The following is a 24,131-nucleotide window of genomic DNA, read 5'->3' on the forward strand; positions in this document are numbered from 1 at the left end:
TTTTTTATTTTTTTAGGTTTAATCTTTTTTGATAAAAGTTGATATTTTCAATCACAATATTATTTATATCAAATTTTTCTTCAACGTGTAATCTTGCAGATTTACCTATTTTTTGAGCAAAGAGATTATCACTCAAAACTTTCTTTATTTTTTCTGCGTATAAATCATGACTAGAAGGATGAACTAAAAAGCCGCTTTCTTCGTCTACAATAAGTTCTTGCGACCATCCAATATCACTATTAACAACTGCTTTTTGCATTGCCATAGATTCGATAGTTACCATTCCTAAAGTTTCAGCAAAGGTTGGAAACACACATACATTTGCTTTCTTAATATAATTTTGAATTTCACTGTATGGAATTTTACCTAAATAGGTTACATTTTTCAGATCCTCTTCAGTAAATAAGCTTTTCATCAAATCCCAGGTTGATTTTGAATTTGTTTGTAAGTCGAAAGAATCTCCGCCAATTAAAACTAATTTGGCATTTGGAAAATCTTCACGCACTTTATTAAAAATATATGGAAGTTCTAGAACTCCTTTTTTCCTAATTAGAGTACCAGCATATAAAATCAAATCTTTTTCAAACTCTTCTGGTGTTTCATTTTCAAAATTTTGAAGATCCAAACCATAGTGAATCATCTTAATTTCTTTTCCTTTTATATTAAAAAGATCTTTCGAAACTTCTCCTGCAAATTTAGTTGGAGCAATAAATGCTTCTGCCCTATTTATCGCCAGTTTTTCAAACCAGAAATTCTTGCGTTTTTGTTTTCTGTTTTCTAAATGACAGAAATAGGCATCACTTCCATGAAACCGAATTATCAAAGGAATTTTAAAATTCATAAAAGCTGTAATTCCTGTCCAATCAGGAGCTTCAATTATATTTATATTCTTTTCTTCAATAATTTTATTAATAAAATTTTCTATCTTTTTTCTATTGAAATAAAAATTAAAAAACCTGCCTTTTTTATTATCTAAACTATAAATGGTAACATTTTCTTCTTCTATAATAAATTTCTCTTTTTGCCCATATACAAAAACAGAAACTTGCACATTGGATTTTCTCAGTTTTTCAACTAAAGTATAAACGCTTGTACCTATTCCGCCATCATGTCCGAAAGCTTTATGAGGATAGTGAGATACCATATAGGCAACATGTAAATTTGATTTCATTTTTTTATATTCAATATTTTCTTTACGCTTCGTTTCAACTGATTTTCTTTTCTTTTTAGAAACCTTTTAAAACTAAATTCGTAGCCTCCTATGTTAAGAAATCTAACCGCGGAGCAATATAGTAAAAGTTCATTTTTAACTAAACTTTCATTTGAATCTATAAGTTTAGTTTGTTTTAAATAAATCCCACTATTATAATTTTCCTTTTCTTTATTATATTGAGGAAATGAAAAAATTCTTGAGAAAAAACCAAAATCTTTCTGTACTGAATATTCGCTATAATTTAAAGCTTTCGAAACTTTAAAAGTTTTGATTATGTTAATAGTCACCAAAGTGATATTTGATTTTTTAATTTTTAGCCACGAAAAGTAAATTAAAACAGGAGATATAAAATAATCCTTATTTATTGCAAAAGTATTTTTTGGAGATTGAATATTATCATCTGAGACAAACTCTGCGTCAAAATAATTGGATAAATATATTTTCAGCTCTTCCTTATTCCTAGCAACATTAATAATGAATGCTAAATCTTTCAATTGAATTTTTTGATCCAAATGATTGTATTTTATCCATCTTTCAGGATAATAGTCTTTGTCGTTTAGTTTTAGGCCTTTCTGTCCGTCAAAATTTTTTAAAGGTCGAATAATTTTTGAATCACTTTTCTCTCCCAGCCAGGCAGTCCACCACGAAAAAGTAGAATTACTAATTATAAAATCATTACACATAGTACCTAAACAAAGTTGTTCTACTTCATTTAATCCATCTCCAAAAAAAGCATTCTCCAAAAATGAAAAATGATATTTGCAATAATTTATGTCATCACTCAAAATAATAAGATTGTAAGAATCCCATTCTGAAAAAAATTCAACTAAGCTATTTAGGTAATATTTTATTGGAGTTTGAAAATAATCTTTATGATCGACAAAGTCTCCTCTGCGTATAGATATCAAGATTGTACGTTTTTCAAAAGCTTTGTGATACAGTGAACTTATTTTTTCTACCAAAGAATCTGAAAACTCAAAATAATGTTTGGTTAGTTCTCTATCAAAATATTTTTCGGTTTGAAGCCATCCACTTAAATCATAGTTCTTAGCTTCAAAATTCCACTCATAATGATTGTATTCTTCTTCTTCAAAATTTACAAAATCTGTCAGATCAGATGCTAAAACAGGTAATTTATTTTTAAATGAGCTTTGATATTTCCAAAGTAAAAAAGAGAATTCGCGATTGTTTTTATTCGCTAATCCAATTGTGGATGCAATTTGAAAAAGCTGATTCCCTAAATTTCCTTTCTTCCCTATTTTACTAAATGTTATCATTTACAGTAGTTTTCTAAAAAAGGAATTTTACTTCTTGAAAAAATCGTTAATTATTCTACCAGTAAATAATCTAGCGCCTTCACTTGTCATATGTCCACATGAAGAAAAGTATTTATTTTCGACCACTACATTTTCATAATTGTGAATTTCAGGATAGGCTTTTTTTACTTTATCAAAATAATTCATTCCAACCACATTTTCGCACATTGGTGTCATAATTGCGATAAAATTTATGTTGTTTTTTTTACAAATATGCTTAATCTCCTCATAGTATTTATTATGAGGCAACGGATTTAGATTGACGATATTGTTCTTCATATTTCCGTTTTTGTGCTTCTCTAACGGATAAAATCCTAAATTATCTAAAGCATTTGTTTTCTCATTTTCAGCGATTTTATAAACTTCACGGAAACCAATTTTAGAATCGAATTTTATATATCTGTAAAAAGGGATATAGTATAACTCATTAAAATTTTCTTCTGTCAAAAAATGTTCTTTTATCGCATTTGAACAATGAATATACGGTAAAAATTTTGCTGCAACTCCTTCAGATTCTTGATCGTTTGAAAGATTAAGATCTGCCTCTAGAATTACATTTTTGATTTCGTATTTTCTTTCAATCATTAATTTTAACATCAATGAAGCTTCAAACAAATGTCCACCACTCATTCCATAATTAAAGGTCTTTAATCCTTTTTCTTCAAACATTTGTGATACGAAATGATTATTAGCCCTTGAAGAGCCTAAAATAACGACATCATATTTTTCTTTTTTCGAATTTACTACGGCTTCGATTTTTCCTCTATTTTTTGACTGCATAAATACATAAGTATATAATCCGTCTAAAAGAACAGCAACCAAAATCGTTACAATTAAAATTTTGAATATATAGAGTAAAAACTTCTTCATTAGAATTGAAAATAAATAAATTCTTTATAATCAGAATAAGTTCCAAAAGCGATAATGGCTAAAATTGCTAATGCCATTTTTAACAAGCTTCTTTTTCCTGAAATGGGTTCCACTTTCATTCTGTTATTCCATTCAACCAAAACAAACACACCAATCATTAACAATAATTCATAATTATAGCGCTCATTATCTAAATACTGAAAAGCAAAATCTCGACTGGTGAATATTCGTTTTAAATATAAAACAGCATCCGTAATTGTTTTTGCTCTAAAAAAGACCCAAGCAACGCAAGTCAATAAAAAAGTAGTAAGTATGCTGAATAATACTCTTATAGAATCTAAATTCCATTTTAAAACAACTGAATCTATATTGTTTCTATTGCTATTAGATAATAATAATGGAAGGAAATAAACAGCATTAATAAATCCCCACACGATATAAGTCCAATTGGCTCCATGCCAAAAACCGCTGACAATAAAAATAATGAAAGTATTTCTTATTTTCATCCAAAGTCCGCCTTTACTTCCGCCCAGAGGAATGTATAAATAATCTCTAAACCAAGATGAAAGTGAAATATGCCAGCGACGCCAAAACTCTGCAATATCTCTTGAAAAATAAGGATAATTGAAGTTTCGCAATAAATCTAAACCAAATAATTTAGAAACTCCGAGTGCTATATCTGAATATCCTGAAAAGTCTCCGTAAATCTGAAAAGCAAAATAAATGGCTCCTAGAATTAGAGAAAATGAATTCATTGAAGGATAATTGTCAAAAATAGCATTTGCATAAACTGCGCAAGTATCTGCTATAACCACTTTTTTAACTAACCCCCAAATAATTTGATAAATTCCTTCTTTGGCTGTTTCATAGTTAAACTCTCTTTTAACTTTTACCTGAGGCAGTAAGTGAGTAGCTCTTTCTATTGGCCCAGCCACTAAAAGCGGAAAATAACTCACAAATAAGGAATAATCAATAAAGTTGTATTCTGCTTTTATTCTTTTGTAATAAATATCTATAACATAAGATAATCCGTGGAAAGTATAAAATGAAATTCCGACAGGCAAAATTACATTTAATAAAATTGGACTTGCTTTGAAACCAAAAGCGGTAAACATTTCTGCAAAAGAATTTGCAAAGAAATTATAGTATTTAAAAATTCCTAAGAAACCTAAATTCACTAAAATACTAAGCCAAAACCAAAATTTCCGGCTTTTTTCTGAATTACTTTTTTCAATCTGAATTCCAGTGAAATAATCTAAAAAAGTAGAAAATACTAATAAGAAAAGAAATCTCCAGTCCCAGCAAGAATAGAAGTAATAACTCGCAACAATTAATAAAGCATTTTGTGTGCTTTTGTTTTTATTGAATACAAACCAATAAAGAAAAAAAACTATTGGTAAAAATATGGCAAATGCCAAAGAATTAAAAAACATAAAATATTACTTTGTTAAAATGGCATTTAAGCTTTCCCAAATGTTTTGTGAAGCCTGCGTAGGATTTGGTCCAACAATAATTTCAAACCATTTTTTACTTTCTTTTACACTAGAAATATTTCCATCAATTATATCTTTAACAATTGAGGTTAGATCTTTTTTATCTCTCACCCACAAAGCCGCATCTTCTGATGGTTTTGATCTAAAATGAATATACTTGTAATTTTGTCCGATATCTCGAATTCCTTTTTTTAATTGAGGTTGCTCGTAATCAAAAAACAGACATGATTTATCATGAGCAGAAAAATCAAAGACCATTGAAGAAGCAATGTTGCCAACGAATTCAGTATATTCACAAATATTAGCCTGCAGTGCAAAATCTTCTTTAGTAGGCATAATTTCATCCCAGCTTTGTCCAACTGGGCTCCATAAAGGATCTATACTCGTAATTACATCTTTATATTTTTTTAAAACCTCATCATAGCGATCTGTAAAATCTACAGGACATTTTCTATAAATAATTCCTAAAGAATATCCGTCCTTATTTAACTCTTTAACAGACAATGCCAAATCTTCAAGATAATATTGATCTAAAGGAGATGTAACAATATCATCGCCAGAATAGCAGATGTATTTTTTATTAGGATCTAGGTTATGAGATTTATAAAAATCTTCTTTTGACTGCAAAAGGCTTTTGTCAAAATGACTTTCAAATTGTGGAGTTCCCGTTACAAAAATTTGATTTTCATTTACATATGGGCAATACATTAAAACCTCTTTTTTCATGTATTCACTCCACACAAAATAGTAATCTGTTTCTACAAGAGTTGTTGCTTTTGGAAGATTGTCCCAAGAAAAAATAAACGTTCCCGTTGGGATTCCTAAATCTTGAGCTGCCAAAATTGATGAAATTGCTTGTGTTGGACGCTGATTGGTACAAAAGACAAAATCTGGCTTATGAGCTTCTAGCTGTTTTTTACTTTCTCTATATTTATTTGTAGTGCGTTCTGCTTTTTTTATTTGATTTCGAACAAAATTTATTCCTTTTTTATTAGATCCAAAAGCTGTTAATGCATCTACCATTAAACTTTTAACTAAATTATTTAGGCCTTTGTAAGATTGAGGAAAATTATATGTATTGTAAACAACTTCATTAAACTTTTTATCAAAAAAATTCAACTCCATTCTTTTACGAGAACGACTGTAAACCAAAGTTAAAGGATGTAGGGATTTCTCTTTAATCTGCAACTCTTTGAAACCTAACTTTTCGGTAATAGAAAATGGAGTATTATTCCAATAAGTAATATCAAACCCACTTTTCTCTCCTATTTCTTTAAAAGAAGTTAAGGCAAAATTTCTAAGTCCAACGCCGTCTGGCAAAAAGATAAATATGTTTTTTTTCATTTAAAATAAGAGGCTAAAAAAATCTGCAGTTTAATAAAGTATTATTTTTTAAAAGGACAAACATTCAAAAGTCCATCGCATAATTGATTTATAATTTCTCGTTTAGGAAGATTCGGAAGTTCTTTAAAAAGATTTTCTAATTCTGAATTAGAAAATTTTTCAAGTCTAATTTCAGGTTTAACAAAAGGCAGCTGGACAGATTCAAAATAATCTTGATATTTAATATCATCTCCGAATACTTTTTCTGAAAACTTCTGCCAAACAGCGGGAATATTATATGCATGAGCTACTATAACTCCATGAAGGGAAGATGATACAATTTTTTCACATTGGAGAAATTCTATTGTTTTTGCTTCAATATCATTTGTCATTAAATCTATAAGCAGTACTTCTGGATTATCTGTAAACCAATTTTGAATTAGTTTATAATCATTATAGTGAGGTATAAAACCGTATTTATATTTTTTTTCTATTGTTGGATTAAAATATCTCGGCAATAATAATGCTGGATCTCCATAAACTTCAGGAACATCATAAGAAAGATCTAAAAGAAATTTTCTTGTTTGCGGACCTCGTACAGCTAAAAAAACTGCCTTTTTTATTTTTATATTTTGATCTATAATTCCACTTCCCCAAACAATACATTTATGATTTACATTTGCCAAAACACTTCCGACAGTTACATAAATTGGCATTATGTAATCTAGCAATGAGAACTTTTTTGGCCACGCAAAAACAACTTTTTTTGAAGAGATTTTTTCTACAAGATATTTTCCAACAAGATCTCCATAATTTTCTCTTTTTTTACCTTGAATGATTTTTTCATTCCACCAAAAAAGCCTAATTGTATTTGAGAAAAACATATTATTAAACCTTTTTGTTTTTTAGTTTATCTCTTTGAATTTGTTCAATTGGTAAAATATCAGAGGATTTAAAAGCTAAAGCCTGATAAACTGCATTTAAATCACGAGTAAGTTTACGCAATCCCATTGGTTCCAAAGAAGCCGCATGATCTGTACCCTTCCAAGTTCTGTCTAAAGTATAATGTCTTTCTATAATATTGGCTCCTAAAGTATAAGCTGCAATATCAACGGCAATACCCAAATGATGTCCTGAAAAGCCAATATGTTTGACTTTATGTTCGTATTTTTGTTTTAAAATATTAATATCCAAAAGACATACATCTTCAAAAGGAACGGGATATCCTGATGTACAATTGTATAAAACTAAATCTTTGTTTCGTTGTTTTTGTGTAAAGAATTCAACTAAAGTATCTGTTTCTTCTTTAGTAGTCATTCCAGTAGAAATATGAATCTCACCTGAATAATTGTCACTTAGCCAGCCCAGCATTTCAAAATTATTATTGCAGGCAGAAGGAATTTTAATAAAATCTGGATTTAACGAAGCAATTTCTTTTGCAGATGTTGTATCCCAAACTGATGTGGAATATGTAATTCCGATTTCATCACAATACGTTTTTAATTCTCCGTGCTGCTCAAGATCAAATTCTAAAAATTCTCTGTGTTCTCCATAAGTTTCACCATATGAATTAGAGAAATTTGGATGTGGCGCATTATATTGTTCTTCTGTTAGAAGCTCTTTATTATTACGCTTTTGGAATTTAACTGCATCTGCGTTCCCGAAGATTTTGGCTATTTTAATTAACTCTTTGGCTATTTCCATTTCACCTTTATGATTACATCCAATTTCTGCAATCACATAAGGTTTCTTAAATTCCTTCATAACGTTTGTTGTACTTTATTAAAATTTCACAAGTTTCTCTTATTGCACCAGCGCCAGATTGATGTGTCAAAATATAATCTGCATTTGCTTTAACAATTTCTATTGCATCTGCAGGTGTAAACGACCATCCGACACTGCAAATATTGGCCAAATCATTTACATCATCGCCCACATATGAAACGGCGCCAAAACTACTATTTCTCTCGGAAAGAAAATGTGTTAAAAACGAAAACTTATCTTTTATTCCTAAAAAAGTATGTTTAATCTGCAATTTCTTCATTCTCTGCGCAACTAACTCAGAATTTTCTGAGGTCATTACCACAACTTCAATATTATTTTGTCTTAATATTTCTAATCCCATTCCGTCGCGCATGTCGAATTTTTTTGCCATTTCGCCATTTGCGTCATAGTAAACACATCCATCTGTAAAAACGCCATCAACATCTAAAACCAAATAGTCAATACGTTGGTGTACTTTCTTTTTCTTCTGACGATCTGCCAAGAGTTTTTCAATAATATCCCAATCTGACAAACTATCAATCTCTACAAGAGACTCTTCGTCCATTTTTACTAGACCAATTGAACCGCTAACTCTATTTTTTGAATTTAAAAAAGCTTCTTTATTTGTTGCATATACGGCTCCGTTTTCAATCAACAATCCATCAAAATCTTGGCGTCTTGGTCTTTTAAAAACATCATAATTTTGAGGAGTTCCATCTGAATTCCATGTGAATCGATGTGTATTTACGACTGTCAAAGCCGATTCTTTTTTATGAACAAGAATTTCGTTTAACGTTGCATTAATATCTTGAGCTTTTGTAATTGGTGAGGTTGCCTGTAATAAACATAAAATATCAAAATCATTATTTATCAATTCTGCGAATTCGAGCATAGCACTTTCTGTAGATGCTGTATCAGAAGCATTTTCATCATTTCGTAAAAGAGTTTTTACTTTTGGGGTCCAAAAATATTCTCTTTTAATATAATCTATAATTTCTTGATCATCTGTAAAAATGTAAACTTCATCTAATTCTGAGAAAATAGCTTCTGTTAGAACCCATGAAAAAAGTGGTCTTCCAAGCATCTTCTTTTTATTTTTTCCTGGGATCCCTTTTGAATTTTTACGAAGTGGAATTATGGCTGTTTTTTTCATAACTTTATTATTTAAAAAAATTAGTCTGTTTCAGACTAATACTTAGTTTTGTGATCCCGAAGTATTTGATTTCTTTATCAGATTAAAAATTGACTGCTTTCTCCACTCTGCATAATTTATAATTTCAAAATTATATTTTTTAAAAATTTCAATCAGTTCGTTGTATGTATAATCACTTAGCCAACCGTTTTTTTCTCTTGTCAATGTAACAATATCAGAACAGCAATAAGAAACAACAACTTGTTTAATGTCTTTAGAAATAATTTCGAAAACCCTATCAATATCATAAACATATTCTAAAACACCACTGAAAACCACTGCTTGATATTTTGAAAAATCGATATCTATTGTCCCGTTTAAATCACAAACTACGGTTTCATCAAATCTCTTTACGATATCAGAGGGCGTATAACTTCTATAGTTTGAAAGATATTTTTTTAAGAACATATTACCAGCGCCAAATTCAATTATATCTGAATCAAGCGCAATAAAATCTCCTAGAATTGCCGTTCTTTCATTCCAATCTATAAATAATTCATTTTTGTCCTGCCATCTTTCAATATCAGATTTTTTCTCATTTCTGATTTGGCTGGTTGATTCCTCAATTTTATGTACTCTCGAATCTATATTTTTTATGCCCTTCAGTATTTTTAGTATTTTCTCTATCATTATAGTTTTATTTTTAGACAAATTTTGTTTTCATTTATAAAATATTGATATGGTGCATTTCTGCAAAATGAAATTATGACTTCTAAAAGCAAATTGTTTATTATTTGAAAATCGTAGTATTCCGTATACTTTCTCCCTATAAATCTTTTGATTAAGTTTTTCGTTTTATTCTCATTCACAGTTTTTTTGATTTCGATTTCTGCAATTGAATTTTTCAAATCAATCAACGTGCCTCGAAGCAAAGCATCGACTGCCGCTTTTTCATTTGTTATGGAAATAAAAACATTAGGATTCTCCAAAGATTGATAATCATCCGGATTCGGAATTACTCCCCAATCAAAGTTAAGATTGGCCTTGCTTTTTTTTAATTTATCGGCTTGTAAAAGATATCTAGAATTAATTTTTTCTAATGAAGTATGAAAACCTGTTTTATTTTGAACTGAACGATAAACTTTAGGATGCCATTGATGCAGCATCAAAATTTCCTTATCATAGTATTCAACTGATATGCCCAGATTTTTTAACCTGACATGCATATCTGTATCTTCTGATCCCCAGCCATGGTAAAATTCGTCAAATCCGTTTATCTGCTTAAGCAAATCCGTTGGGTACAAAGTCATGCCCGTAGCATTCTCTGTCGAATTAAAACTAATTTTGTATTCTTCAAATGAACCGTTTTGATGACCTTGATTTTTATCTAAAAAACCAACTTGAAAATATTTTACTGCCTTCTCATTTTTAAGTTCAAAAAGTCTGTTTACAAAATTAGGATGATAGATCATGTCTATATCTCCAACGAAAAAGAAGTCAGTCTTACATTGTTTAAGGGCAATATTAATGGCTCTGCATTTATTCCAAAGCTGTCTTGAAACTGGACAGTCAATAAAATTTATTTTAGAATAAGAATGTACCAATTCTTTTAAACTGACTAAATAGTTTTTATCAGAACCATAATCTACAAAAAACAATTCAAATTGATCATTAGACTGATTTTTGAGCGAGTCTAAACATTTCTTCACAATGTTTAAATCGCGATTTCGATTGGTTAGCACAATTGATATCAACTTCTAGAATTTTTTTGGCTTATTTAAAATGAATTTTATCGCAAAACAGAATCTTAAAAACGCATAATATAAATCTATTATAAAATTTTTTATTAAAAAAAACAAAGAGCCAATGAGACCTTTAAGGACAGATAAAAATTTTATATCTATATGCCAGAGCTGGTAATTGCCAATCATATCATTCTTAAATCGAAAAAAAACTTGTTTTCTGGTTCTTTTGATTTCATAATGAAAAATCGATTCAACAAATTCAATATCATAACCTTCGGCCAAAACTCTTTTCGACCATTCTTTATCTTCAAAAGTGGCTACGTCATTTCTAAAATTATGTTTTTCCCAAACATCTCTATTAAAAGCGGATCCTGAAAAAATCAGTCCCGATTTGTTTGGATCAACTTTAGCTGAAACATTATTTATAAAATTCCTATAATCGTTTGTACTATGGAGACATCTTAAACCTGCCAGATTCTGATTTTGAAGAAATTTTGACTTTATAAGTTTAAAAAAGTCATGGCTGACCGGATAAGAATGAGCACTAAAAATTACGACAATTTTTTGACTTGCCTCCTTTGCAGCTAAATTGGCACTGCCTCCGTAACTAAAGTTTTTAATAGAAACAAATCTGCCTTTATACTGCTCAGTAACATCTTTACTTCTATCTGTTGATAAGTTGTCAATTACAATAATTTCATGAATATCATCAGCATATCTTTCCGTTAAATTTTTCAATAAAAATGATAATGCTTCTGCCTGATTTTTATTTCTGATAACAACTGAAATCATAAAGTTTTATTTAGTAATGAAGTCGAAAATTTGGGGTTATTTATATAATTTCAGTTTACTTTTAAAAAATCTTAAAGGCTTAGTTATAATCCTGCCGATTTTATATTCTAGAGATTTTTTAATTTTTTGCTCGCTTGTTTTATATCGTTTTAATAAAAAAATAAAATAATACAAAGTCATATCAAAATTCTCAATATAAATTTCTTTGTGCTTTGTATATACATACTCTATATTGCTTTCAACATGATTCGCTAAAGTGTCGGTAAGCATTGATTTTTTCGATTTACGGTAAAAAAACAAAAACTCTTCTATAAATTTGAACTTCCAACCTCTCTTTGTAATATTAATCCAAAACTCCCAATCTTCGAAGCCTTTTTTCATGTTCTCGTCATAACCGCCAACTTCTTCCCAACATTTTTTTCTGTATAAAGAAGACGCCGTTAAAATATTTTCATACATTAAATCATTGCAATTGGAACCTTTAGCTTTTTCTTTATAAAAAACATTGTTTATGTTGTCTCTAAAAAATTCTCTATAGCTGGACACTATCGCTAGAGATTCATCATTGTGCAGTTCTGGCACTAATTTTAATAAATAATTTTTATGCAAAATATCATCTGAGTCGAGGGCTAGAATAAATTCTCCATTAGAAATTTTAATCCCTGCATTTCTTGCACTTGATAACCCGCCATTCTCTTTAAAAAGATATTTGAATCGGCTGTCTTTACCGCACCAATCTAAAGCAATTTCTTCAGTATTATCGGGGCTCCCATCATTAACAATAATACATTCCCAATAATTATAAGTTTGGTCTAGCACTGACTGCAGGGTTTCTGTTAAAAAATGAGCCTGTTTATAACAAGGAACAACTACTGATACTAAGACTGTTTCCATTAATTAATTATTAATAACTTTTTTCAAATGATTTCTAAATGCATTCATGCCTATTCCTTTAATTTTAAATAGCTTGCTATTAAGAAAAAACATTAAACTAAATAGAAATCTTTTTTGCTTAAAGCTATACAACTTTGATTTTAAGTACCATTTAAAAATTGCATTCGATTCCTTTTTGTTTTCTTCAAAATAAGGCATTACAAATTCAAGGATAATCTTACAGTTAAATTTTCGTAAATCTTCTTTATGGTTTACATTGGATATTAGATGCAAATGTATATTATTGAATACAATAAGGGCTTCTAACATATTACCAATAAAGTTATTCTTTAAAACCTTTTCATCATCCTGCCGATAATAATTATCTATTTTAAAATCTCTGTATATTTTTATCTCTTTAGACTGTGAAAGTACTTTAATATTAAAACTTAAATCCTGAAAACGCTTTAAATTTTCATCAAACTTACAATTTGTAATACTACTTTTTTTATAGAAGCATGCCATTATGGGCCAGGGAATTCTATAGCTCAAAAACATACTTAAATAATCTCCACTGTTCTTTATTTCTGGATCTTTATTAATAGAAAATGATTGTTTTACATTTTCAATAAAATAAGCAGTATCCCTAACTAATAAATCTATGGAAAGATCATCGACTACTATGCTAGCTCTTTCTTCCAGACAAAAAGATTCACAAATATCATCAGAATCTAAAAACATTACATATTCACCTTTACTTTTCTCTAACCCTAAATTTCTACAGGCATTAGCTCCTTTTAAATGATTATCTGGACGATAATAAAATTTAAAACGGTTATCTTTACTTAAATATTTATTAATTATGTCTTCTGTGTGATCTGTTGACCCATCATCAACAACAATGCATTCCCAATTTTGATAAGTTTGTGTAAAAATACTATCTAATGTTTCTGCAATGATATGTGCACGATTATAGGTTGGAATTATTATAGAAACCTTTACTGAGTTCATAGAGTTATTATATTCCCGAAGCAATTTTTTTTATTAAATTATCGAATTGAGCAGCTACGTTATTTGGATAAAAAGCTTCTAGAGCTATTGAATTAATTTTATGATTCTTTTTCTCTAACATTTTCACTCCCTCAATGATTGCTTTTTTTACTGATTTAGGAGAGTGAGGATTAAAAATAGGGAAATCAAACATTTCTAAATGCTCTTTTATATTTCCTTGATCTGGTCCAACAATCATTTTTCCATAAGTAAGTCCAAGAAAAACATTTCCAGAATTTAAAATCTCTATTCTGGGAACAAATACAAGATCTGCAGCAGACATCATTAATGCTAATTCTAGATGACTTTGATACTCGTTTCGAAAAAAAAACTTTGGATCTATACTTTTTTTTAGGATTGGTCTGCTAAATATTTTTTTAAATTTATAATATCCAGGAAGCTTGTTCCAGATATTTTTTTTGTACATATTCGGAACAATTAGTATTTTCTTTTTATTTCTGATTGCTCCAAAAGCCGTCATAATCATTTTTTTTTCAGCTTTATTTCTAATTCTCCCAGGTGCAATAATCACCAATGCATCACTTTGGATTTTTAACAAGTTTCTTGCCTCGTATTCATTAAATACAGAAAAGGAATTGATATATAGCGGGTGCCTAACAAGGTAATGAACAGCATTTGTATACTGTTTTTCAAACATTTCCTTACTATACTCTCCTAAATGAATAAATACATCTGCATTTTCAGTAACAAGTTTGTACAATCTTTTATGATTTATATTGTATTCACTATGGGGTTTTAGGTTATGAACTGTATAAATAATTTTCGAATGTTTCTTCCAATATAAAAAAGCTCTCTCAAAATTATTTAGTTCTTCGAGAGAAAACGACTTCCAATTAAAAATGCTTTCAGGCCAATGAATATTTACAATCTCGAATGAAGAATCATAATTTAAATAATGATCAAATACAAATTCTGATGCGCTATATTTAATTATTTCATCAAAATAATTGTTTGCATCTTTGGGAAATGGCAAAAAAATTTTCATCTTTTATAATCAAAAATAAACCTTTCAACTTCTTTTTTCAATTGATCAATCTTACAATCAAAAACTTTATTTGAAGACAAATAAAATTTCCCTTTAGAATTAATCTTTTTTAATAGTTCAAAAAATTGAATTCTTCCAGAAACGAAGTTTGCAATTCTTGAATTTTTAAATAGCTTATCATTGATTTCTAGTATTTCAATTTCTTCAAAGATTTCCATTGAATAAAGCCAATCACACCATTTAATTTCAGATGTTAAAAGACTTTCATAACCATGTTTACCTAATCTCAATCTTTTCCAAGGAACTCTTAAGATATCTGCAATTATTGCCCCGTGCATAGCACCTGCAATAATTTTTTTGCTAGCGCCTATTTCTTCAAGTATATTTTCAATTGTATTATTAGGTAAAATAACATGTATACCTGTCAACTTTTCAAATAATTTCCAATTTATTATTTTAATATGTCTAAAATAAGGAATAATTGAACAATTATATTTTTTTTCTTGATTACTATAATTCTTTTCGAGTAAAGCTAAACAGTAAGCGCTATCTGTAATATAAGTTGCATTGTTTAAGTATTTAGAAGAAATTGGGCCTCTAACAAATCTTATATCTATATTTTCATTACAAGTAAACTGAAAATCCCGAATACCTGATCCAAAAATCACCTTTACTTGATTTCCTTTATTTAGTCTTCCATCTAATATAGAACCAATCCCGACAAAATCTATATTCTTGTCATAAGATTCAAAATCCCCAAAAAGTTTTTCCCAAATCCATGGATTTAAATCATCGCCAAAATTTCCAACTTGTGTCTTAAAATAGATTAAATTCATGAGAGCTTATTTTGGATATCAAAAATTCCTTTTTTCAATTGATTTGAATAATAAAATTGATCCCAAACTTCTCCTTTTAACAGTTCCTCCAGCTTGGGATTATCTTTTTGAACTAGAACTTCAGCACCGCACTTTCGCGCTTCAAGAACTGCTCTTTCACCTCCACCATCTACTTCCGCTGGGATATAAACTAATTTCGTTTGGTTTAAAATTATTGATAATTTTTCTTGGGAAACATAATCTAAGACATTAACCGATTCTTTTTCCAACTCATCAATAATCTGTTGGGAATCTTTTTCATTCTTATTTCCTATTACTAGTTTATTTTGCCCTGGTATTTTAAGAATTTCATTGTGTCTTTTATACGCTGTTAAAGCTCCTATGCTTACTACATCATATATTTTATCTAAATTTCTATTATGAAATACTTCAGAATTTATTCCAAAAGCATGATACACATATGGATGAGCAGCAATATATTCTTTATACCAATTGGTCTCGTACCACAAAATATCGTAAAAAAACATCCATTCTCTTTGTATGCTTTTTTTTGAGCATGATATCATAATACCTCGTGGTGTATTTAAACATTCAAGAGATCGAATATAACGATCAACAATCCAATTCCAACAACTTTTTACAATCAAAAAATCAAAAGCATTTAAATCTGTTGCCGTTGGCTTTTGATCTGCAAGATTAATCCAAGTAACATTAAATTCATCATCAAGTAATTTTACTGCACTTGTAAAACCATCGCTCCAATTATTATATTTTTCGGTATTGGTCTTCGGGATATAATAAATAACAGCTATTCTAGAAATTTCTTTTATCTGATAATTTCTAATTCTTTTTAGAATTTTCCTTTTTTTGAATAAATCGAAGAATCTTGTCCTTAATTGACATTCCATTCAGCAGGATAAAATATTAAACTTTTCGATGATTTTTCTTTTGTAATAAAATGAAAATCTTTATTTGGCTTAGAAGGAAAAATTTCAAATTCCAGAAATTTCTCATGAAAATCAAGCAGTTCTTTACCATCAAGTACACTAATTGAAATGGTGTATACTCCATCTAATAAGTACAAATTTTGAGTTTTAATTTCTATGATCATATGACCACCTTTATTTTTAGGCAAAGGCTCTTCTATGTAGTCGTTACTTCTCCAAGTAATAATATTTACATTTGATAAATCACTTAATCTCAAACTAAATGTTGGATTTCTGATTAATGATTTTATATTTATTGAAACTCTAAAAATGATTTGTTCCCCTGATGAAAACTGGGTCATTAATTCTCGTTTATCATTTAAAATTTCAAAATAGTTTATTTTGGCTTTATATAATTCAGGTAATATAAATTCTTTAAAAGGAGCTATTTGAAGTTTAGAAGACAAATAAAAATTAATCCCTTTCTCAACATTTCCTTCAAATTCAATCCCTCCCTGATTCATTACTATAATTTTACTACATAATTCTTGCACAGCGGCCATATTATGACTAACAAATAAAACAGTCCTTCCTTCTCCCTTTGCAATTTCTTGCATTTTTCCAACTGCTTTCTTTTGAAATTCTGCATCGCCGACAGCTAAGACTTCGTCTACAATTAGAATTTCAGGTTCCAAAAAAGCTGCAACAGCAAATGCTAAACGAACTGTCATCCCAGAGCTATATCTTTTTACTGGCGTATCTATATAACGCTCACATCCTGAGAACTCGATAATTTCATCAAGTTTTGAAGTAATTTCTTTTTTGGTCATTCCTAAAATGGCACCGTTAAGAAATATATTCTCTCGTCCTGTCATTTCTCCATTAAATCCTGTCCCAACTTCTAATAAAGAAGCAATACGTCCTCTAGATTTAATACTTCCTGTTGTTGGCGCTGTAACCTTTGACAGAATTTTTAAAAGTGTAGACTTTCCAGCCCCATTCTTTCCAATAATCCCTAAAACTTCTCCTCGTTCAACTTCAAAATTAATGTCTTGCAAAGCCCAAACATAATCTGAAGTTCCTTTTGTACTACGATCATTTGTGTCTCCTACTTTTAAATACGGATCTTCTTTTCCTCGAATTTTATGCCACCATCGGTTAAAATCATGACTCAGAGTACCTGTTCCTACCTGTCCTAAACGATATTGTTTAGAAATATTTTCGGCTTTTAATATTATATCTTTCATTATACGGTATCTATAAAGCTCTTTTCTGTTCTATTAAAAATTAGTAATCCAATAAAGAAAAAAATAATTGTAATTATCATTGTATACATTAAACCTAAAATTGACAAACTGCCAATATTCAATAGCATATAACGAGAACTTTCTATTACATAAGCTAATGGATTGTATTCAACGATCCAACCAAATTTTGGGAGTTTTTCTTTTATCAATTCCATTGGATACATCACTGCAGATACATACATTAAAAGCTGAACACCAAAACCCACTAAATTATTTAAATCTCGATATTTTGTAACCATTGAAGAAATCATCATCCCCAAACCTAACCCTAAAATTCCCATAAATAAAATTAAAATTGGGAAAAATAATATAGATATATTTAGTTGTAAATGTGCTCCTTGAAAATAAAAGAAAATGTAAAAGAAAATAAATATTCCAAATTGAATTCCAAATTTGATTAAATTCGAAATCACTATAGATAACGGAGTAATAATTCTGGGGAAATAAACCTTACCGAATATTCCTGCATTAGACTTAAAAGTATCTGATGTTCCTGTAAAGCAAGCTGTAAAATAATTCCAGACCATAATTCCTGCAAGATTAAATAAGAATGGCGGTATAGTTCCAGTTTTAATTCCAGCGACATTATTGAATATGATGGTAAAAGTTACAGAAGTAAACAAAGGTTGTATTAGATACCAAAGCGGTCCTAAAATAGTCTGTTTATAAACTGTAATTATATCACGCTTTACAAAAAGCATTAATAAATCACGGTATTGCCAAATCTCCTTAAAGTTTAAGGAGAAAAATTTATTCTTGGGTGTTATTTCAAACAACCAGTTATTTGTGTTTTTAGAATCCATTTAAAAAGAACTACAATGTCTTGTTTTTATAAAATTAACAAGATTTTTAACATTTTAGAATTTGTTTAAAAATACCAAAAGGTGTTTATTAAAAACACCTTTTGATTATATTTGTTGATATTTTATTTTAATATTACTTATCTAAAACCTCAAAAGTAGAATTCATACTCTTAAACTCTGGAACAATTTTTTTCATTTTAGATACTATGTCGTCATTTTCATAAAAATCGGCAATTCCAATAAGTTCATCAACATCATTATGTAAATTTTCATACTCATCTTGTATTTCCTGAGCAATCATGATTTTATTATGATATGTTGGAAGAGTCTTCGAAGTATCATTTAATAATTCTTCGTATAACTTTTCACCAGGTCTTAAACCTACAATTTTTATTTTTATTTCTTTATCTGGTATAAAACCAGCCAATTTGATCATTTTCTTAGCCAAATCAATTATACGGACAGGTTTACCCATATCAAATATATAAATCTCACCTCCGTTACCCATTGCTCCAGCTTCTAATACAAGTTGACAAGCTTCAGGAATTGTCATAAAATATCGAATAATATCTTGATGAGTAATAGTAACTGGTCCACCTTCGGCAATTTGCTTTGTAAATAAAGGAACGACAGAACCATTTGACCCTAGAACATTTCCAAAACGTGTCGTGATAAATTTCGTCCCGCCTTCTACGTTTTCTTTTTGGTTTTTCAAGAATAAAGATTGTACATATTTTTCAGCAATACGCTTACTTGCTCCCATTACATTGCTCGGGTTTACAGCTTTATCTGTAGAGACCATTACAAATTTCTTCACACGGTATTTACATGCAAGATCTGCTAGATTTTTTGTCCCCTTTATGTTGGTTTGAATTGCCTGAGCAGGATTCTCTTCCATAAGAGGCACATGCTTATAAGCAGCGGCATGGAAAACTACATGCGGATTATAACTTTTAAAAACTTTTTCTAATGCTTTTTTGCTTCTTACATCTGCAATTACGGCTATTATTTTTGTAGAAGAATTCATGGCCTGTGTTTCCAAACATAAATTATGTAATGGCGTTTCAGCATGATCTAAAATAATTACAGTTTTAGGATTAAAATTCAATACCTGTCTTACGATCTCACTACCAATAGATCCAGCAGCTCCAGTAATTAAGATTGTTTTATCTTTTAATTGCTTAGAAATTGATTTACTATCTAAAACAATTGGCTTTCTTTCCAATAAATCTTCAATCTGAATATTTTTTACCTTCTGAGAAATTTCCTTTTGGTTTTCCCAATCCGAAATTAATGGAACTGTATAGACTCTGTAATTAAATTCTAAACATTGATCTACTATAATTAATTGTTCCTCCTTGCTCAAACTTTTATCTGCGATGATAACTCCTTCTGCCGCTACAGATCTCATTAATGCAGGAAGTTTTTTTCTTAAAATTAAAATAGGGAGATCCAGCATACGTTTTGATGCATTCTGGTTGTTCTTGTCAACGAATCCAACAATTTTAAATCGTGAAGGTGTTTCAAACTTAAGAGCATTGGCTACTGAAATTGCATTTGCATCTGTACCATAAATGACTGTTCTAACTAATTTAGTTGTAGCCTTTTCAGAAAAGTACATTTCAAATGTTTGTTTTACTACAACACGATATAGAAAAAGGCCACAAAATGATAAAACTAGATTAATAAATAGAGCCGTATTTAAAAAAGCCTTATGTCCTGTATACAATTCAAAAACTAAATTTATAAACAAGAAGAAAACTAAAACTGACATTTGAGAAAAAAGCAGTTTTATCGCATCAATATAAGAAGAATGCCTAATAATTCCCGAATAGGTTCTAAAAAGCCAGAAGAAAAATATATTCACTAGTATTAAACTTGTGACAAAATAAAAATCATGTGACGTAATAATATAACCTATTGCAGTACCCTCAAATAATAAATAAGTAAATGAAAATGAAAAAAATAAAACAATCACATCAATAGCAATGATAATCCACCTAGGTAGATAGCTCAGATTATTGATGTTTGCCCTAAGATTTCTTGGCGAAAAAGTTTTATATAACAAAGAAGTTACATTATTTGGTTTATCTGTATTCAATTGAACTTTATTTAAATCTTGTAATATTTATACTGTATACAAAAATACAAATTAAAGGTTTTAAATAATTAATTAGAGGTTCAAATTAAATTTTAACACCTTTTTTCTTTTGTTTTAGAAAATCTAATAAATAAGTTCCGTACCCTGATTTCAGTAATGGCCTTGAAAGGTCTTCAAGTTGATTATCATCAATAAATCCTTGTCTCCAGGCAATTTCTTCGATACATCCTACTTTAAGTCCTTGTCTTTCTTCTAAAACCTGCACAAATTGTCCTGCTTGCATTAAACTATTAAAAGTTCCTGTGTCCAGCCAAGCTGTACCCCTACTCAGTATACCAACTTTCAATTGTCCTTTTTGAAGATAGACCCTATTGACATCCGTAATTTCATATTCTCCACGTGTACTTGGTTTAATATTCTTAGCTATCTTTACAACAGAGTTATCATAAAAATATAAACCGGGTACAGCATAGTTTGATTTTGGGTCATTTGGTTTCTCTTCTATTGAAATTGCTTTAAAATTCTCATCAAATTCAACCACCCCATATCTTTCAGGATCTGAAACATGATATGCAAAAACTACACCTCCATTTGGTTTTGTATTTGATTTTAAAAGCTCCTGCATATTTGATCCGAAAAAAATATTATCTCCTAATATTAATGCAACATCATCATTACCAATAAATTCTTCTCCTATTACAAAAGCCTGTGCTAACCCATTTGGATTTGGTTGTTCTGCATAACTGAATTTGCATCCTATTGAACTTCCATCACCTAAAAGCTTTTTAAAATGAGGCAAATCATGAGGAGTAGATATGATTAAAATCTCATTAATTCCTGCCATCATCAAAGTTGATAACGGATAATAAATCATTGGCTTATCATACACTGGCATTAATTGCTTGCTAACTGCTAATGTTAATGGATGCAATCTAGTACCAGAACCTCCTGCTAATATAATTCCTTTCATAAAAATTTGATTTTAGATTTTAAAATTTTGATTCAAAAAACAGAATGAAAATTCAAATTTTAAACTATTGTCTTTTATATAAATATTTTTTTTAAACTTTCTTTATAATCTGGAACATTTAGATTGTAGATCGTTTTTATTTTTGTCTTATCCAATAATGAAAAATTAGGACGTCTCGCAGGTGTTGGATAAAGTGATGATGGTATTCCTGTTATTTTGCAATGATAATCTCCAAAATCTTTGATACTCAATGCAAATTCATACCAGCTAATTTCTCCTTCATTTGAATAATTGTAAATTCCAGGAATCCATTGTAAAGATTCTAGTATATCAATCATCACTTGAGCTAAATCACCAGCATAAGTTGGTGAGCCAATTTGATCATTAACAACATTTAACTCCTCTCTCTCCTGCATCAATCTTTTCATGGTCTTAACAAAATTGTTTCCAAATTTACTGTACACCCAAGAAGTTCTGATGACAACTGATTCTGGATTTTCTTTCAAACATGCTATTTCTCCTTTCAGTTTACTTTCTCCATAAACATTTATTGGATTTGTTTTTGCTTCTTCATCTAAAGCTATTGACGAAAATCCATCGAAAACATAATCTGTCGAAATATGAATTAATTTTACTTTATTTTCTGCTGCATATTTTGCTATTGACGCCACTGCCAAATGATTTATTTTAAATGCTAATTCTTTTTCAGATTCAGCTTTATCAACAGCAGTATAAGCGCCACAATTAAATATGATATCTGGTTTTATAACATTTAACTGGGATTTAAGTAACTCTAGATCATCTAACGTAATTTTTTTTCTATCGGCAAATATCCATTCGTAATTAGAATAAGAACTAGATAAAATTTCAAGTTCAGATCCTAATTGCCCATTTGCTCCTGTAACAAGAATTTTTTGCATCAAAATAAACTATTACAATTTCCTATAAAAGGAAGAATTTGGTCTTTTTCTGAGATAATTAGATCTTTTAATTCTAATCCCCAATCAATATTTAATGATGGATCATCAAATTTAATTCCACCTTCAGACTCTTTATTGTAAAATTGATCACATTTATACATTACTGTTGCTGTTTCGCTAATCACAGAAAAACCATGAGCAAATCCTTGAGGTACAAATAATTGCTTTTTATTTTCTCCAGATAATACAATAGTAAATGATTCTCCAAAAGTCGCTGACTTTTTTCTCAAATCAACCACAACATCAATAATTTCACCATCCAAAACACGAACTAGTTTAGTTTGTGCAAAAGGAGGATTTTGATAGTGCAATCCGCGTAATGTCCCTTTTTTTGAAAACGATTGATTATCTTGTACAAATTCGATATCAATGCCTAAATTATTAAATTTAGTTTTATTATATGCTTCAAAAAAATATCCTCTATCGTCTCCAAAAACTGTTGGCTCTATAATTATTAAATCTTTTATAAAAGTTTCTTCAATTTTCATTTTATAATTTATTATCATTTAAAAAAGTTGATAATAACTTCTTCAATTCTATTTTTATCTTGATTTGTTAAATTTGATCCTGATGGTAAACACAATCCTTTTTCAAATAATTCTTCAGCAATTTTATTTCCATAATATGGATATTTCTCGAAAATTGGCTGTAAATGCATAGGTTTCCATAATGGACGGCTTTCTATATTTGCTTGATCAAAAGCAAGTCTTAAACCCTCTCTATCTTCTTTCGTCTCTAACAATATTGTATTTAACCAATAATTAGAAAAGAAATCGTCATTAAAATTATCAAAAAATTTTGCGTTTTTAATCTCTTTAAAAATTTCTCTATAAAAAAAATGATTCTCTCTTCTTGCATTAATATTACCCTCTAATACTTTTATTTGTCCAAGACCAATTCCTGCACAAATGTTACTAATTCTGTAATTATAGCCAATTTCGCTATGTTGATAGTGTACTGCTGGATCTTTTGATTGGGTTGCTAAAAAAATCGCTTTTGCTTTTATTTCTTTAGATTTAGAAATGATTGCACCTCCGCTTGAAGTTGTAATAATCTTATTACCATTAAATGATAGAATCCCTAAAGAACCAAAAGTTCCACATTTTTTATCTTTATAAGTACTTCCAAGAGCTTCTGCACTATCTTCAATAATTGGAATATCATATTTTTCAGCTACGGCATGCACTTCATCTACTTTGTAAGGCATCCCATATAGATGAACTGCTATTATCGCTTTCGGTTTTTTCCCCTTTAACATTCGATCTTTTATCGCAATCTCTAAATTTTCTGGGCAAATATTCCATGTTTCGATTTCGCTATCTACAAATACTGGAATTGCATTTTGATATAAAATCGGATTTGCTGATGCCGAAAATGTCATGCTTTGACATATTACCTCATCTCCATCTTTAACTCCTAACAAAATTAATGCTAAGTGTATCGCTGATGTCCCAGAATTCAGTGCCGCTATATATGATCCTTCTTCAAAATAATCTTGTAGTTCATTTTCAAATTGATCTACATTTGGCCCACCCGAAGTAATCCAATTTGATTCGAAGGCCTTTTTGATATATTGCTGCTCAAAACCACTTTCTTGAGATAACGACAGATAAATTCTCTTGCTACTCATT

The 24,131-nt window shown here is 29.5% G+C and carries 23 protein-coding genes; all 23 read right to left on the reverse strand.

Annotated features, from left to right (window positions below):
* Positions 1-4 precede the first annotated feature (4 nt).
* Positions 5-1,171, reverse strand: coding sequence for a glycosyltransferase family 4 protein (locus QE431_RS18955; protein ID WP_307299191.1), 1,167 nt, complete (start codon positions 1,169-1,171; stop codon positions 5-7).
* Positions 1,168-2,490, reverse strand: coding sequence for an alpha-1,2-fucosyltransferase (locus tag QE431_RS18960; RefSeq protein ID WP_307299194.1), 1,323 nt, complete (start codon positions 2,488-2,490; stop codon positions 1,168-1,170). Before QE431_RS18960 ends, QE431_RS18955 begins: the two co-directional genes overlap by 4 nt.
* A gap of 27 nt (positions 2,491-2,517) precedes the next feature.
* Positions 2,518-3,399, reverse strand: coding sequence for a hypothetical protein (locus tag QE431_RS18965; protein ID WP_307299198.1), 882 nt, complete (start codon positions 3,397-3,399; stop codon positions 2,518-2,520).
* Positions 3,399-4,832, reverse strand: coding sequence for an MBOAT family protein (locus tag QE431_RS18970; protein ID WP_307299201.1), 1,434 nt, complete (start codon positions 4,830-4,832; stop codon positions 3,399-3,401). Before QE431_RS18970 ends, QE431_RS18965 begins: the two co-directional genes overlap by 1 nt.
* 6 nt (positions 4,833-4,838) lie before the next feature.
* Positions 4,839-6,236 (reverse strand): UDP-glycosyltransferase, encoded by a 1,398-nt coding sequence (locus QE431_RS18975; RefSeq protein WP_307299202.1) that lies wholly within the window; start codon positions 6,234-6,236, stop codon positions 4,839-4,841.
* Positions 6,237-6,277: 41 nt separating this feature from the next.
* Positions 6,278-7,099, reverse strand: coding sequence for a polysaccharide pyruvyl transferase family protein (locus QE431_RS18980; protein WP_307299203.1), 822 nt, complete (start codon positions 7,097-7,099; stop codon positions 6,278-6,280).
* Between the two features lie 4 nt (positions 7,100-7,103).
* Positions 7,104-7,979, reverse strand: coding sequence for an N-acetylneuraminate synthase family protein (locus QE431_RS18985; protein WP_134142268.1), 876 nt, complete (start codon positions 7,977-7,979; stop codon positions 7,104-7,106).
* Positions 7,966-9,132, reverse strand: coding sequence for an acylneuraminate cytidylyltransferase (locus QE431_RS18990; RefSeq protein ID WP_307299211.1), 1,167 nt, complete (start codon positions 9,130-9,132; stop codon positions 7,966-7,968). Before QE431_RS18990 ends, QE431_RS18985 begins: the two co-directional genes overlap by 14 nt.
* 42 nt (positions 9,133-9,174) lie before the next feature.
* Positions 9,175-9,801 carry a hypothetical protein gene (locus QE431_RS18995; protein ID WP_307299214.1) on the reverse strand — a complete coding sequence of 209 codons (627 nt, stop codon included), beginning with the start codon at positions 9,799-9,801 and terminating at the stop codon, positions 9,175-9,177.
* A complete protein-coding gene (locus QE431_RS19000; RefSeq protein WP_057114872.1) occupies positions 9,801-10,853 on the reverse strand; it encodes a glycosyltransferase family 2 protein in 1,053 nt (350 codons plus the stop codon). The genes QE431_RS18995 and QE431_RS19000 overlap by 1 nt, the downstream gene beginning before the upstream one ends.
* Positions 10,854-10,868: 15 nt before the next feature.
* Positions 10,869-11,648 (reverse strand): glycosyltransferase family 2 protein, encoded by a 780-nt coding sequence (locus tag QE431_RS19005; protein ID WP_057114873.1) that lies wholly within the window; start codon positions 11,646-11,648, stop codon positions 10,869-10,871.
* 36 nt (positions 11,649-11,684) lie between these two features.
* Positions 11,685-12,542, reverse strand: coding sequence for a glycosyltransferase family A protein (locus tag QE431_RS19010; protein ID WP_057114874.1), 858 nt, complete (start codon positions 12,540-12,542; stop codon positions 11,685-11,687).
* Positions 12,543-12,545: 3 nt separating this feature from the next.
* Complete coding sequence (locus QE431_RS19015; protein WP_057114875.1) at positions 12,546-13,532, reverse strand: glycosyltransferase; 987 nt, start codon at positions 13,530-13,532, stop codon at positions 12,546-12,548.
* Between the two features lie 7 nt (positions 13,533-13,539).
* Positions 13,540-14,577: a hypothetical protein gene (locus QE431_RS19020; RefSeq protein ID WP_307299219.1), complete on the reverse strand. Its 1,038-nt coding sequence runs from the start codon at positions 14,575-14,577 to the stop codon at positions 13,540-13,542.
* Positions 14,574-15,413, reverse strand: coding sequence for a polysaccharide pyruvyl transferase family protein (locus tag QE431_RS19025; RefSeq protein ID WP_057114877.1), 840 nt, complete (start codon positions 15,411-15,413; stop codon positions 14,574-14,576). Before QE431_RS19025 ends, QE431_RS19020 begins: the two co-directional genes overlap by 4 nt.
* A complete protein-coding gene (locus QE431_RS19030) occupies positions 15,410-16,321 on the reverse strand; it encodes a glycosyltransferase (RefSeq protein ID WP_307299224.1) in 912 nt (303 codons plus the stop codon). Before QE431_RS19030 ends, QE431_RS19025 begins: the two co-directional genes overlap by 4 nt.
* A complete protein-coding gene (locus QE431_RS19035) occupies positions 16,306-17,586 on the reverse strand; it encodes an ABC transporter ATP-binding protein (RefSeq protein WP_057114879.1) in 1,281 nt (426 codons plus the stop codon). The genes QE431_RS19030 and QE431_RS19035 overlap by 16 nt, the downstream gene beginning before the upstream one ends.
* Positions 17,586-18,449, reverse strand: a complete 864-nt coding sequence (locus QE431_RS19040; RefSeq protein WP_307299227.1) for an ABC transporter permease — start codon at positions 18,447-18,449, stop codon at positions 17,586-17,588. Before QE431_RS19040 ends, QE431_RS19035 begins: the two co-directional genes overlap by 1 nt.
* Before the next feature lie 133 nt (positions 18,450-18,582).
* Complete coding sequence (locus QE431_RS19045; RefSeq protein WP_307299229.1) at positions 18,583-20,550, reverse strand: nucleoside-diphosphate sugar epimerase/dehydratase; 1,968 nt, start codon at positions 20,548-20,550, stop codon at positions 18,583-18,585.
* Positions 20,551-20,635: 85 nt separating this feature from the next.
* Positions 20,636-21,520, reverse strand: a complete 885-nt coding sequence (gene rfbA, locus QE431_RS19050; protein ID WP_307299231.1) for a glucose-1-phosphate thymidylyltransferase RfbA — start codon at positions 21,518-21,520, stop codon at positions 20,636-20,638.
* Positions 21,521-21,594: 74 nt separating this feature from the next.
* The gene (gene rfbD / locus QE431_RS19055; RefSeq protein WP_307299235.1) at positions 21,595-22,440 is read right to left on the reverse strand and encodes a dTDP-4-dehydrorhamnose reductase; all 846 of its coding nucleotides are present in this window, start codon (positions 22,438-22,440) and stop codon (positions 21,595-21,597) included.
* A complete protein-coding gene (gene rfbC / locus QE431_RS19060; protein WP_307299237.1) occupies positions 22,440-22,988 on the reverse strand; it encodes a dTDP-4-dehydrorhamnose 3,5-epimerase in 549 nt (182 codons plus the stop codon). The genes rfbD and rfbC overlap by 1 nt, the downstream gene beginning before the upstream one ends.
* A gap of 14 nt (positions 22,989-23,002) precedes the next feature.
* Positions 23,003-24,130, reverse strand: a complete 1,128-nt coding sequence (locus QE431_RS19065; RefSeq protein ID WP_307299240.1) for a DegT/DnrJ/EryC1/StrS aminotransferase family protein — start codon at positions 24,128-24,130, stop codon at positions 23,003-23,005.
* Position 24,131 lies beyond the last annotated feature (1 nt).

Source organism: Flavobacterium sp. SORGH_AS_0622, assembly GCF_030818825.1.
GTDB lineage: Bacteria > Bacteroidota > Bacteroidia > Flavobacteriales > Flavobacteriaceae > Flavobacterium.